This is a genomic window from Formosa sediminum (genome assembly GCF_007197735.1).
Taxonomy (GTDB): Bacteria; Bacteroidota; Bacteroidia; order Flavobacteriales; family Flavobacteriaceae; genus Formosa; species Formosa sediminum.
Genome location: NZ_CP041637.1, coordinates 1,349,785 through 1,364,365, shown reverse-complemented (window position 1 = coordinate 1,364,365; position 14,581 = coordinate 1,349,785). Strand labels below are relative to the sequence as shown.

At 33.2% G+C, this 14,581-nt stretch carries 11 protein-coding genes and 2 tRNA genes; 5 read left to right on the top strand and 8 right to left on the bottom strand.

The features are described 5' to 3' along the window. The first annotated feature begins 6 nt into the window (after window positions 1–6). Both FNB79_RS05965 and FNB79_RS05960 read left to right on the top strand, forming a co-directional pair. Window positions 7–2,568, top strand: a complete 2,562-nt coding sequence (locus FNB79_RS05965; RefSeq protein WP_143380442.1) for a circularly permuted type 2 ATP-grasp protein — start codon at window positions 7–9, stop codon at window positions 2,566–2,568. Between the two features lie 2 nt (window positions 2,569–2,570). After that, entirely contained in the window at window positions 2,571–3,458 is an 888-nt protein-coding gene (locus FNB79_RS05960; protein ID WP_143380441.1) for a transglutaminase family protein, read from the top strand. A 241-nt stretch (window positions 3,459–3,699) separates the two neighbouring features. Here the strand turns inward: FNB79_RS05960 and FNB79_RS05955 are convergent. The 7 genes from FNB79_RS05955 to FNB79_RS05925 form a co-directional block, all read right to left on the bottom strand. Then, window positions 3,700–3,773 (bottom strand) — tRNA-Asp (locus FNB79_RS05955). Between the two features lie 303 nt (window positions 3,774–4,076). Further along, window positions 4,077–4,150 (bottom strand) — tRNA-Asp (locus FNB79_RS05950). Window positions 4,151–4,231: 81 nt separating this feature from the next. Continuing rightward, window positions 4,232–5,161 carry a DUF58 domain-containing protein gene (locus FNB79_RS05945; protein WP_143380440.1) on the bottom strand — a complete coding sequence of 310 codons (930 nt, stop codon included), beginning with the start codon at window positions 5,159–5,161 and terminating at the stop codon, window positions 4,232–4,234. Window positions 5,162–5,246: 85 nt separating this feature from the next. Beyond that, a complete protein-coding gene (gene trxA / locus FNB79_RS05940; protein ID WP_103190861.1) occupies window positions 5,247–5,564 on the bottom strand; it encodes a thioredoxin in 318 nt (105 codons plus the stop codon). A 132-nt stretch (window positions 5,565–5,696) separates the two neighbouring features. Next, window positions 5,697–10,085: a DNA polymerase III subunit alpha gene (dnaE, locus tag FNB79_RS05935; protein WP_143380439.1), complete on the bottom strand. Its 4,389-nt coding sequence runs from the start codon at window positions 10,083–10,085 to the stop codon at window positions 5,697–5,699. A 137-nt stretch (window positions 10,086–10,222) separates the two neighbouring features. Next, window positions 10,223–10,738, bottom strand: coding sequence for a DUF6252 family protein (locus tag FNB79_RS05930; RefSeq protein WP_143380438.1), 516 nt, complete (start codon window positions 10,736–10,738; stop codon window positions 10,223–10,225). A gap of 94 nt (window positions 10,739–10,832) precedes the next feature. After that, window positions 10,833–11,855, bottom strand: coding sequence for a glycosyltransferase (locus FNB79_RS05925; protein WP_143380437.1), 1,023 nt, complete (start codon window positions 11,853–11,855; stop codon window positions 10,833–10,835). A 375-nt stretch (window positions 11,856–12,230) separates the two neighbouring features. Between FNB79_RS05925 and FNB79_RS05920 the strand changes: the two genes are divergently transcribed. The 3 genes from FNB79_RS05920 to FNB79_RS05910 all read left to right on the top strand — a co-directional run bounded on the left by FNB79_RS05920 (window position 12,231) and on the right by FNB79_RS05910 (window position 14,131). Then, window positions 12,231–12,755 (top strand): 30S ribosomal protein S16, encoded by a 525-nt coding sequence (locus FNB79_RS05920; RefSeq protein ID WP_143380436.1) that lies wholly within the window; start codon window positions 12,231–12,233, stop codon window positions 12,753–12,755. A gap of 65 nt (window positions 12,756–12,820) precedes the next feature. Then, window positions 12,821–13,351, top strand: coding sequence for a ribosome maturation factor RimM (gene rimM / locus FNB79_RS05915; RefSeq protein WP_143380435.1), 531 nt, complete (start codon window positions 12,821–12,823; stop codon window positions 13,349–13,351). A gap of 66 nt (window positions 13,352–13,417) precedes the next feature. Further along, on the top strand, window positions 13,418–14,131 hold the full coding sequence (locus FNB79_RS05910) for a tRNA1(Val) (adenine(37)-N6)-methyltransferase (protein ID WP_143380434.1): 714 nt from the start codon (window positions 13,418–13,420) through the stop codon (window positions 14,129–14,131). 91 nt (window positions 14,132–14,222) lie between these two features. On the opposite strand, the gene FNB79_RS05905 is transcribed toward FNB79_RS05910, so the two are convergent. Continuing rightward, complete coding sequence (locus FNB79_RS05905; RefSeq protein ID WP_143380433.1) at window positions 14,223–14,558, bottom strand: 2Fe-2S iron-sulfur cluster-binding protein; 336 nt, start codon at window positions 14,556–14,558, stop codon at window positions 14,223–14,225. Between the last annotated feature and the right edge of the window lie 23 nt (window positions 14,559–14,581).

The window sequence follows — 14,581 nt, the reverse complement described above, 5'->3', positions numbered from 1 at the left end:
TAATTAATGCCCATTGATAAAAACACCCTTTTTGATAATTATTTTTCAGACTTTAAGAATTACGACGAAGTCTTAAAATCTAATATGTCTGTAAATCCAAATTGGGAAAAATTACTAAACAATCTTACCCATATGGGTAATAAAGCCATGATCTCAAAACAAAACGAGATGGATTGGTTAATGGACGAGAACGGAGTAACGTATAATGTTTACAACGACCCTAAAGGCATGCACCGCTCTTGGCAACTAAACATTGTACCCTTTCTAATTCATGAAAAAGAATGGGAAACCATTGAAAAAGGGATGCAACAACGTTCGGAATTATTAAACCTTACGTTAAAAGATATTTATGGCAAACGCGAGCTTATAAAAAATGGAATTATTCCGTTAGAGGTTATATATGCACATCGTGGATTTTTAAGACAGTGCGATCAAATTCAATATAAAACAGCTAAAAATTTATTAATCCATTCTGCAGATCTTGCCCGTGGGCCAGATGGCAGAATGTGGGTTGTTAACGATAGAACGCAAGCGCCTTCTGGCATGGGATACGCTTTAGAAAACAGATATGCAACTAGCCGTATTTTACCAGATATATTTAAGGATATTCATGTAAAACCACCTACAACATTCTTTTCAGATTTTAACAAAATGCTTTTGGATGCAGCGCCTCAAAACAGAGACAATCCAAATATTGTTATACTTACACCTGGCCCCTTAAACGAAACCTATTTTGAGCATGCATACATGTCTTCTTTTTTAGGTTATCCTTTAGTTGCAGGAAACGATTTGGTTGTTAGAGATGGTAAAGTATGGATGAAATCTTTAAAAGAACTTAAACAGGTAGATGTTATCTTAAAACGCGTAGACGATGTGTTTATGGATCCTTTAGAACTCCGTGAAGATTCTTATTTAGGTGTTGCCGGTTTACTTGATGTGGTTAGAGAACAACAAGTAACTATTGTAAACCCAATAGGAAGCGGAATTTTAGAAAACTCTGGCCTTATTCCATTTATGAATGCTGTTTGTAAATATTTTTTTAAAGAAGATTTAATTCTTCCCCAAATTGGCTCATGGTGGTGTGGTCAAAAAAAAGAACGCGATTACGTTTTAGAAAACCTAACAAATTTAGTTTTAAAACGTATAGATCGATCTAACAGAGAAAGCATTGTATTTTGTGAGTTTTTAAAGAAAGAAGACCTAGAAAAACTTAAAAAAGAAATTATTACCAACCCTTATGTGTTTGTTGCTCAAGAAAAAATTATGTTCTCTACAGCTCCAGATTTTATTAATGGAAAATTAGAACCTCGCAAGGTAATGTGCAGAGCATTTTCAATAGCTAAAAACGACGGATATTCAATTATGCCTGGCGGATTAGTTAGAGTCGCTGCCGAGCGTGAAGACCTGTTTGTTTCTAATCATCGTGGAGGGGTAAGTAAAGATTTTTGGGTTGTTACTGATAAACCTCAAACAAGTATTCAAAATTATTCTTGGGACAATAGTTGTAAAATTTCTATTTCAGGCATTAATGACTTGCCAAGTAATACAGCAGAAAACCTTTATTGGTCTGGACGGTATTTAGGTCGCGCATTGGTGACCGCTAGATATTTAAGAACAGTACTAAATAAAATGAGTAATGAACAATACAACAAGCAAAAAGTTAAGTCTGATAGCTTGGTTTGTTTATTAAAATCTATAACACACATTACATCTACCTTTCCTGGATTTATAGGTGAAAAAGGAAAATCTGCTTTAGAAGATCCTTTAAAAGAAATCCTTTCTATTTTAATTGATAAAAATAGAATTGGAAGTTTTGCGCAAACACTGTCAAGCTTTAACAATTCGTATTACACTTTACGTAATTTATGGTCTAAAGACATGTGGCGTGTTTTTGATGGAATTCAGAAAAATTGGAGAATTTTTATTGAAGAAGCTAACGAAAACACATCCATACAATCTATGGTCAAAATACTAGATAAGATTATTACAAGACTTATCGCATTTATGGGACTTATAGAAGAAAGTATTTTAGTAGAACAAGGTTTACTTTTATATTTTATTGGTTTACAATCCGAGCAATCTATGATGAGTATTGCTAAATGCCGTTCTCTATTAGTAATAAATTATAAAGAACAACCTCAATACGAAATTTTAGAGGCTTTACTTTCTAGCCATGAAAGTTTAAATATTTACCGATACAGTTATCGTTCGCATTTAAGCACAGAAAACGTAATCGGACTTATCTTACTGGACGATGAATATCCTAAATCTTTAGCTTACCAGCTTAGACGTATTCAAAAAGATATAGACAGATTACCGCATCCTGAAAGTTTAGGAGATACTACAGATTGCCAGAAGTTCATTGCAGATGCTCATAGTTTAATTCAAAATTTAAATTTACAATCCTTACTAAGTATAAAAGAAGGCACTGTAATAAGGCAAAATTTAGACGATGCATTAACTGTACTTAGTGATTTACTTCACGAAATGTCATTAGCCATTTCAGACACTTATTTTAATCATTCTTACCAACAAAAACAATTAGTTAATCAAAATTTCAATTTATAATTATGGAATTTAAAGTCTCACATACCACCAGTTACGATTATGATAGTGGCGTTACTTTTTGCCATAATATTGCTACGTTAAAACCAAAAACAATGGTTGGGCAAACACTTTTAGATTACACGTTGGAAATTAGCCCTAAACCTTCAGAAATTACAGAACGTTTAGATTTTTTTGGAAATACAATCACACGCTTTTCAATTCAGCAGCATCACAAAAAATTAAATGTTACAGCTCGAAGCATTATTGATAGAAATTATGAGCTAGAGCCCAATATAGACCTATCCGAAACAGGAAAGACCATAACCTTAAAAGAGGCACTATCTATTTTAGAAACAAACAATAAAGAGTTTATAGACATAAAACAATTTATACTAGATTCTATATTTATAGCACAAATTTCTCCTGAAGTTAAAGCTTATGCAGAAAAATCATTCAAACCAAACCGTTCTGTTTTTGATGCTGCTTTTGAATTAATGCAACGTATTTTTACAGAATTTAAATTCGATTCAGAATTTAGTACCATAGCAACTCCAATACAGGAAGTTATTAAGGCAAAAAAAGGAGTCTGCCAAGATTTTGCACAAATAGCAATTGCTTGTGTGCGTTCTATGGGTTTACCTGCACGTTATGTTAGTGGATATATAGAAACCTTACCACCACCTGGAAAAGAAAAATTAGTGGGTACAGATGCCTCGCATGCATGGTTCTCTGTTTATATTCCAACCTTTGGCTGGGTAGATTTTGACCCTACTAATAATCAGATTCCAAAAAACCAACACATTACTGTATCTTGGGGCCGTGATTATTATGATGTTCCACCATTAAAAGGCGTTGTATATAGCACAGGCAAAAATAAAATGAATGTTGCTGTAGATATTAGACCTGCATAATCTTATTCCAAATATTTAAAAACTGGAACTACAACTAATAGTTTGTTTCCAGTTTTTTCATTTAACAATCTAGCATACCTATAAAACAAAAAAGCATCCCCATTTTCAAGTTTTTGAAAAAAGGAAAGCATTTCATTGGTTTAACAACGTAAACCTTAGATAGACACTAGATCTACCTAAACAACACAACTTCTTTTTGTTGCAAAAAAAAGCTCCAAATTATGGAGCTTAAGCAATCTTGCGGTCTGGACGGGACTCGAACCCGCGACCCCCTGCGTGACAGGCAGGTATTCTAACCAGCTGAACTACCAGACCGTTGCGTTATTGCGAGTGCAAATATACTCTCTTTTTTAATAACTGAACTATAATATTTCATATTTTTTTATCTGATATTTTAATTCAAAAAAAGAATAAACATAAACACATAGAAAACAATTTATTAGAGCCACAAAAGGGCTTAAAATAAAAAAGCATCCCTATTTTCAAGATTTGAAAAAAGGAAAGCCTTTCATTGGTTTAACAACGTAAACCTTAGACAGACACTAAGTCTATCTAAACAACACAACTTCTTTTTGTTGCAAAAAAAAGCTCCACGTTATGGAGCTTAATGCAATCTTGCGGTCTGGACGGGACTCGAACCCGCGACCCCCTGCGTGACAGGCAGGTATTCTAACCAGCTGAACTACCAGACCGTTGCGTTATTGCGAGTGCAAATATACAACGCTTTTTAAACTACACAAATTTTTTATGTGTTTTTTTAAATTATTTTTTTATCACACAAACCCGGAACGTTCTAACATAAATGCAGTCAACACATTATCAAATTTATTATTTATATCTGCTTCAACATATTTTATTTTATACTGTGCACATTTTAACTTTAAAGCAGCAAAATAATCTACCATTTGCTTCTCGTAATTTGCTTTTATATTATCTGCATATACATTAATATATTCACCTGTTTCCACATCAACAAAACGTTTTGGAGTATTATCAAAATTAAATAGCTTTTCTTTTTCACCATCAAACACATGAAATAAAATAACGTCATGTTTATTATATTTTAAGTGCTTTAAAGCTTCAAATAATTGATCATTATTTACAGATTCTTGAAACATATCTGTAAACAAAACAATTAAAGAACGTTTATGAAGTTTTTCTGCAATATGATGTAAATATGTATAAGTATCTGTTGTTTTAGCCTTAGGTGGAGACTTAACCATATGTTCTAACTGATTAATAAGCATATGATGATGCCTATCACTCCCTTTTTCAGGAGCATAATAATCATATGTATTACTATATACACTTAAACCAACAGCATCGCGTTGTTTTTTTAGGATGTACATTATAGACGCAGAAGCTAAAGCCGAGAATGCACTCTTATTTAACTGATTTAAAGAAAAACTCGGGTAAGCTGGGTAATGCATCGAGCTGCTATGGTCTATAATTAAATGACAGCGTAAATTGGTTTCTTCATCGTAACGTTTAGTATAGAGTTTATCTGTCTTAGCATACAACTTCCAATCGATGTGTTTTGTACTTTCTCCTTGATTGTAAATTTTATGTTCAGCAAATTCTGCAGAAAACCCATGAAACGGACTTTTATGCATGCCTGCTATAAACCCTTCTACAACTTGTTTAGCCAACAATTCCAGATTAACAAACCCGCCTACATGTTGTAACTCTTCCTTTATATCCATGAATTACTTTTAATACCTTCTAAAAATAAAAAAGGTTTAGCACTAAGCCAAACCTTTATATACATGTGTTATTATTTATAAGCGATTACAAAAGCTGATCGATAGCATCTGTATATGCTTTTTTAGGCGCTACACCAACTTGGCGACCAACAACTTCTCCGTTTTGGAACACCAAAACAGTTGGAATGTTACGTACACCATATTTTGAAGCAAAATCTTGATTTGCGTCAACATCTACTTTACCTACAACGGCTTTACCATCGTATTCTGTACTTATTTCATCAATAATAGGACCAACCATACGACAAGGACCACACCAAGCAGCCCAAAAATCTACAACTACAGGTTTGTCACTTTTTAATACAGTTTCCTCAAAATTTGCGTCTGTTATTTCTAATGCCATTATTTTTTATTTTTAATGTTCTACTTCTTAATTATACAAAATTAGTCAAAAATTTTGCTAAATCTTACATAGAGACTATTTGTTTTATTTATTGCTAAATTGTCTTAATTGATTCTATTATTAAAACCTAGCCTAATTTAACTTATAATACACCTCTTCACGATCTAAAGCTTGCAATAATTCTTGAGATATAGTTATTTTTTGAGTTCTACTTACCATAGGTAATTTAACTTTATCTTCTTGATCGTACACTAAAAAATTCAACAATTTAGTTCCTACATGATTATCGAAAAGCGTTTTTAAATTAGACACTTTCGTTTCTGTCAAATTTGCAATATTAAGCTGAATTGATAATTTCTTAGCATACTGATCCATAACGTCGTGTAATAACTGAAAGCTGTTAAACTGAATTCGTGGTTCACTTTTCTTACCCGTATCTTTATTTACCCAACCTTCTCTTACAAATACCTTAACATGCACAAAACTATTAACCACAAAAAAGTGTCTAAATTTCAGATAATCTTCACCAAAGATTCTAAACTCATAACTATCATTATAATCAATAATCGTAAACAATGCCCAGCCTTTTCCCATCTTACTCACACGGTGTTGCACATCTGTGATAACACCTCCAAAAGTGAGTTCTGCATTTAAACACGCTTCCAAATTACGAAGCATACTTAAATTAGCATTACAGAAATTTTTCATCTCAATTTTAAAATCATCTAAAGGATGTCCTGAGATATAAATTCCGATAACTTCTTTTTCTCTAGCTAATTTTTCCATAGTCCCCCAATCTTCTGCTGGAGGCACTAAAGGTTCTTCTATTTGTACATCACTAGCTTCACCAAATAAACTCACTTGAGCAGAGTTTTCATTCTCTTGGTGCTTGCTCCCATATTTTATAGCTTTTTCTAGAAAGGTAACACCGTCTCCTTCATCCTGAAAATATTGAGCCCGATGTGTATCTTGAAAACAATCAAAACCTCCTGCCAATGCAAGACTCTCAAAAGCTTTCTTATTTGCTGCGCGAAGATCTATGCGTTTGGCCAAATCAAAAATTGATTTATATGGGCCGTCTTTTTTTCTGTTTTCAACAATTGTTTTTACCGCACCATGCCCTACACCTTTTACTGCTCCCATTCCAAAACGAACAGCATAATCATCATTTACAGAGAATTTATAAAACGATTCATTAACATCTGGACCTAAAACGTCTAACTTCATACGTTTACATTCTTCCATAAAAAATGTAACCTGCTTAATATCGTTCATGTTATTAGATAACACTGCTGCCATATATTCGGCAGGATAATGCGCTTTTAAATATGCTGTTTGGTAAGCAATCCACGCATAACATGTTGAGTGCGATTTATTGAAAGCATAACTCGCAAAGGCTTCCCAATCTTTCCAAATTTTCTCTAACTTTTTAGGGTCATGACCTTTTTCACTGGCTTGATTAATGAATTTAGGCTTCATTTTATCCAATACAGCTATTTGCTTTTTACCCATAGCCTTACGCAATACATCTGCTTCACCTTTTGTGAAGTCTGCCAACTTTTGCGATAAGAGCATTACTTGCTCTTGATAAACCGTAATTCCGTAAGTTTCCTTTAAATACTCTTCCATCGCTGGTAAATCGTATTCAATCTCTTCTTCTCCGTGTTTCCTTCTAATAAAACTCGGAATATATTCCATTGGCCCTGGTCTATACAAGGCATTCATAGCAATAAGGTCGTCAAACACTGTAGGCTTTAAAGACTGCATGTGTTTTTGCATTCCAGGAGATTCGTATTGAAACACTCCAATTGTTTCTCCGCGTTGGAATAGCTCGTATGTTTTTACATCATCTAAAGGAAAGTTTTCAGGGTCGAGATCTATATCATGTTTGGCCTTTACAATTTTAACGGTATCTTTAATAAGAGTTAATGTTTTTAACCCTAAAAAGTCCATCTTTAAAAGTCCTGCATCTTCCACCACCGAGTTATCGAACTGGGTAACATATAAATCTGAATCTTTGGCTAAGGATACAGGAACAAACTTGGTAATATCGTCTGGTGTAATGATAACACCACAAGCATGAATTCCAGTATTTCTAACAGACCCTTCTAAGCGTCGCGCTAAATTTAGAGTATCTGCTTCGAGGTTTTTCCCATCGGCAAGACTGATAAGTTCATTAACTTTTTCAAGATCTTCTGCTCTGAATTTTTCTTTTAACCCTTTCTCATCTAAACCAAATATTTTATTTAGCTTAGACATGTTAGGAATTAATTTTGCTATTCTATCGGCTTCAAAAAGCGGCAAATCTAATACACGCGCCGTATCACGAATAGATGATTTGGCAGCCATGGTACCATAGGTAATAATTTGTGCTACCTGATTACTACCGTATTTCTCGATTACATAATCCATTACACGGCTTCGACCTTCATCATCAAAATCAATATCAATATCGGGCATACTTACACGATCCGGATTCAAGAAACGCTCAAAAAGTAAGTTATACAACATAGGATCTATATTTGTGATCCATAAACAGTATGCAACCACAGACCCTGCTGCAGAACCACGCCCTGGGCCTACAGACACATCCATTTGTCGTGCAGCTCGAATAAAGTCTTCTACAATTAAGAAGTATCCTGGATACCCAGTTTTTTCGATAACAGAAAGCTCAAAATCTAAACGTTCTATAACTTCTGGAGAAAGTTCTTCACCATAACGAATTTTAGCGCCTTTATAAGTAATATGTCTTAAAAACGCATTTTCACCACGTTTTCCTCCATCTACCTCATCTTCAGGATGCTGAAACTCTTCAGGGATATCAAATTTTGGTAATAATACATTTCTGGCTAATTCAAAAATTTCAATCTTATTTACAACCTCTTGAATATTAATAATAGCCTCGGGTATATCTTTAAACAGCGACTTCATTTCGTCTGAAGTTTTAAAATAATACTCCTGATTTGGCATACCATAACGATAGCCTCGACCACGACCTATAGGTGTAGATTGCTTTTCTCCATCACGTACACATAATAAAATATCGTGTGCATTGGCATCTTTTTTATCTACATAATACGTATTATTGGTTGCAATTAGCTTAACATTATGCTTCTTTGCTAACTCGATCAGTACAGGGTTAACACGATTTTCATCTTCCTGATTATGACGCATTAGTTCCACATACAAATCATCACCAAACTGTTCTTTCCACCAAATTAAGGCTTCTTCTGCCTGATTTTCTCCAACATTAAGAACTTTACTTGGTACTTCACCATATAAATTTCCTGTTAAAACAATTAGGTCTTCTTTGTATTGTTGTATTAATTTTTTATCAATTCTAGGCACATAATAAAACCCATCTGTAAATGCTGCAGACGATAATTTTGCTAAATTATGATAGCCGTTTTTATTTTTAGCGATAATAACAATCTGATAGCCATTATCTTTTCTACTTTTATCTAGGTGATCTTCACACACAAAAAACTCACATCCTAAAATGGGTTTCATTTCATTTAAAGTAGGTGCTTTACCCGCTGCAACGGCCTCTTCATTTTTAGCTTGAACATTTTTATTATGATTAATAACTGCTCGAACAAAATGAAATGCCCCCATCATATTTGCATGATCGGTAAGCGCCACACCAATCATGTTTTGTTTAGCTGCTGCTGCAACTAAATTAGGTATACTTATGGTTGATTGTAAGACTGAAAATTGAGAATGATTGTGTAAATGCGCAAAATTAACTTCGGATAAATCAGAAATATTTTGTTTAATTTCTGCTGCCGACAAGTCTGTAGATTGCGTTTTTTGTAAACGCTCTCTAATTTTGTCACTTGCTTTCTTTAGGTTAATATGTTTTAAGCCTATAAGCTGAATTTCTTGAGGATTCGCTTTATTAAAACGCTCAAAATAATCGGGTGCAACATCTAAAGCTTCAACTGTATATTGCTTTCTTCTTATTAATTCGAAAAAACATCGTGTTGTAGCCTCTACATCGGCTGTGGCATTATGCGCTTCACCAAATGGTACATTAAATAAGAATTGATGTAATTCTGTTAAAGTTGGCAATTTAAACCGACCACCACGGCCACCAGGAATCTGACATAAGTTTGCCGTGATTTCTGTACATGTATCTAATACAGGAAGCTCCTGCAAAGCATTTGTGACATCTTCTCTATGGAATTCTGCTCCCATAATATTAACATCGAACCCAACATTTTGCCCTACAATAAATTTTGTTTTGCTTAATGCTATATTGAATTTTTCTAAAACCTCTGCTAAAGAAATCCCTTGCTCCTCTGCAAGTTCTGTAGAAATGCCATGTATTTTTTCTGCATCATAAGGAATATTAAATCCTTCAGGTTTAACCAAATAATCCTGATGCTCTATACAGTTTCCAAGCTCATCGTGTAATTGCCAAGCAATTTGTATACATCTTGGCCAATTGTCTGAATCGCTAATAGGGGCATCCCAACGCTTTGGTAAACCTGTGGTTTCGGTGTCGAATATTAAATACATAAAATCTGTTCTGCTAAAAAAATAAGGAGGTTAAAATTAAGAATAATTATGAGGTATTCAACCTGGATTTTAAATGTTTTATAAACAAAAAAAAGCAACACCATAGTGTTGCTTTATATAACCTGTTAAGTCTGAATTTATTCTGACACAAAAGGCACCTCGTAAAACACCCCTTGATTTAAATCTACTTTATCTCCTCCCAGTTCCGTATAAGCTGTAAACCAAAACTCACCACTTATATAACCTTCTGCAGTATTAATATCATTTATTTCAATTGTACCTTCTGCATAGTAAATCGCGCTTTCATCAATATTAGGAGTACTTAAATTATCTGTAGCGTTAAACAATGTAGAATACACGACACCCTCTTTATTTGTAAATGTTGCAGTAGCAGTAGCAACTTGATCTTCACTTACTGTTCCAAATAAATACGTCCCTATACTTAATTCTGGAAGCTCCATTGTAATATAAGCACCATTGCCATTCCCATTAATAGTTAATACGCCTGCATTATTAGATACATTTTGCGATGTTGTTTTCCACAAATCTCCATCTCTTTTTGCTTGAAGTGCTGGGTAATTAAATTCTAAATTGTCTCCGCAAGAAGTCATTATTACCCCCATTAAAACTACTACAAACCAATTTTTAATCATCAAATACTTTTTTATTAAAACTGTAAAATAATATAAAAATTGATAGGTCTTTAGAAAACTTAATAAAACATATTGCTTTATAATATCTATTAAATTATTTATAAATATGTTTTAAAATTGGATTACAGCATATAAATATTTTATAATATAAACACTTAATGTTAAATAGATGTTTTAAAACCCCATAACTTAATTCTCTATTTTCAACTCGTCCAAAGTTAGTTAACGGATACGCACCAATAATATTCAAATGATTAATAATGGTTTTAACTTCTTTGAATGAAATTCTTGACTTTAACATACGTATCATCATAAAAAACACTAATGATTGTTGTCTCTCTTCTAAACGTTTTTTACATAAATCATGTTTATGTCCAGTTTCAGTTTCTTTTACACGATATATAAAATCGTTAAAAACTTCTGCAGCATGACTTAAATCGCATATTACTTTAATATAATGTTCAGGTTTTTTATTTGTCATTACTGAATTCTTTACAGTAACATATCTATGGGCATCTATTTGTAGTTTTGACATACGTTGTGCTGCCAGAAATAATTGGGTAGTGAATATAGCATCTTCCATCCAACGTCCAAGAATAAACTTTAACCCTAATTCTTTAACAAAATTACGTTCTACAATATACCACCATACCTCATTTCTGTAACCTATTGCACCTATATAATTTGGTCCAGATTGCACTTTTGTAGTATGTTTACCTGCAAGGCTAGAGGTATAAAGATTACGTTTTTTAGTAGTTATAGATTGAAAAGTTACTATTTGTAAATTATTAGTTTGTGCATACTCTAAAATAGGTAATAATACATTAGAAGCTAAATAATCGTCTGAATCTAAAAAATATAGATATTTCCCCTTGGCAAGCTCCATACCTTTATTTCTTGCAGCACCTACACCTTGGTTTTTTTGTAAAACAACTAAAATATTATCATTATTCTTCTCATAAGTTTGCAACACAGAAACACTACCATCTATAGACCCATCATCCACAGCGATTATTTCAAACTCACTAGGATCTATATTTTGATTTAAAATACTTTCTAAACATTGCCCCACAAAATTTTCAGCATTATAGACAGGTATTATTATACTAAGCTTCAAAAAACAACTGTTTGGTTAGAAATGATTTTTAAAAACACACGGGGTTTTATGGTTAAGTTCTAGCATTAAAAAAGTCTGTAGAAATCGCTAAAAACTAAATTAAAGCTCTTAGCTAATATAATATTATTTTTCGCAAACTAATTACAAATCAAATTTTTAGATAATTAATATCTAGTTATTTTAAAATTGACTTTATAATTTTAATGGACATATTATATTCGCAAAATAACCATATAAAAATTACAAGTACTTCACCACACTTACATTTAAAAATCACAAAACATTTTTAAATTAAAATACTGGATATTAAAATTTTATAGTATCTTTGCGGCCTTATTAATAACCGAGGTCGAGAACCTCAAATAATTAATTATTATGCCTGTAAAAATTAGATTACAAAGACATGGTAAAAAAGGAAAACCTTTTTACTGGATCGTTGCTGCTGATGCAAGATCAAAAAGAGATGGTAAATACTTAGAAAAATTAGGTATCTACAATCCAAACACAAACCCTGCAACTATCGAATTAGATGTAAACGGTGCTGTAACTTGGTTACAAAACGGTGCTCAACCTACAGATACTGCAAAAGCAATTTTATCTTACAAAGGTGCATTACTAAAAAATCACCTTGCTGGTGGAGTTAGAAAAGGTGCTTTAACTGAAGAGCAAGCTGAAGAAAAATTCAACGCTTGGTTAGAAGAAAAAACTGCAAAAGTATCTTCTAAAGAAGATGGTTTAGCAAAAGCTCAGGCTGATGCTAAAGCAAAAGCATTAGAAGCTGAAAAAGCTGTTAATGATGCAAGAACTGCTGCTGTCGCTGAGGCAGAAGCAGAAGCAAAAGCTGCTGAAGAAGCTGCTAATGCTGAAACTGCAGAAGAAACTGCTAACGAAGAAGAATAAAAAATTAATTTTTTATACTTTTAAAACCTGATACATTGTTATCAGGTTTTTTTATTTGAAATAATATGAAAAAAGAAGACTGTTTCTTTCTAGGAAAGATTGTGAAAAAATATAGTTTTAAAGGCGAACTACTTATAAAACTAGATACAGACGAACCTGAATTGTTTGAAGATATGGATTCGGTATTTATTGATTTAAGAAACAATTTAGTGCCGTTCTTTATAGAATCGTCTCAATTACATAAATCGGAATTACTTCGCATTAAATTTGAAGATGTAGATAGTGAAGCAGATGCTGAAACCTTATTAAAATCTGATTTATATCTGCCCCTAGATTTTTTACCAGAGTTAGAAGGCAATAAATTCTATTTTCATGAAATCATAGGCTTTACAGTTGAAGATCTTAATTTTGGAAAAGTAGGCATCATTACATCTGTTAATGATTCTACTGCTCAAGCACTGTTTGAAATAGACCGCGATGGTACTGAAATCTTGATCCCTATGAACGACGAGTTTATCTCGAAAGTAGACAAACCCAATAAAACAATTTTTGTTGAAACGCCTGAAGGTTTAATAGATTTATATTTAGAAGACTAAACAAGTTTTTTATAAACAAACGCTTTAGCACCTCATCATTTAGAATGATACACTACAAATAAAATTATGAGTAAACCATTCAAATTTAAGGCTTTCACCATTAACCAAGACCGTTGTGCTATGAAAATTGGTACAGATGGCGTATTACTTGGAGCCTGGGCCGACATAGAGCATAACCCTTTTTCTATTCTAGATATTGGAGCTGGAACAGGTGTAATTGCACTAATGTTAGCACAACGAAGTTCGGCAGAACTCATTGACGCCATGGAAATTGATGATGATGCCTATGAACAATGTGTAAACAATTTTGAAAATGCTCCTTGGGGAGATCGTCTCTTTTGTTATCATGCCGCCTTAGAAGAATTTGTTGATGAAATTGAAGACCAATATGATCTGATTGTTTCTAACCCTCCGTTTTACGCTGAAGATTATAAAACAGATAACGAGCAACGCGATTTAGCACGGTTTGCAGATGCACTTCCTTTTGATCATTTAATAGATAGTGCTTCAAAATTATTATCTAAGCAGGGTATCTTTTGTGTAATAGTACCGTTTAAGGAAGAAGCAAACATCATTAATTTAGCTTCAAAAGCAAACTTATTTCCTAACAAAATTTTACGTGTTAAAGGCAATCCAAACTCAGAAATCAAGCGCAGTTTAATTGCATTTTCATTTTCAGAAACAGCTACAGAAATCACCGAACTTATTATAGAAACGGAACGCCATAAATATACAGAAGACTATATTAATCTTACAAAAGATTTTTACTTGAACATGTAAAAAGCGCTTAAAGCTACAATACCCAAAACAACTTGAAATCAAGTTATTTTGGGTATTATATTTAAAACTTATATACGTGTAAAAAAATGGCTTAACTCTCTGGGGCTAATGTAACAATTAAGCCTTCCATTTCTGGTGTCATTTGAATCTGACACCCTAAACGACTGTTTTCTTTTACATTAAATGCTTCAGAAAGCATCGCTTCCTCATCGTCTTGCATTTCTGGTAATACGGTATCAGACTCCACATAACACTGACATGAAGCACACATAGCCATACCGCCACACACACCAATAGTGCCTTCTGGAGCTAGCTCGTAAGAACGCACAACTTCCATAAGGTTCATTGCCATATCTGTAGGCGCCACAATATCGTGTGTAACCCCTTCTCTATCTGTAATCTTAATATTTATATCTTGCTCTTCCATAGTTTGAACTACTCGATTGGTTG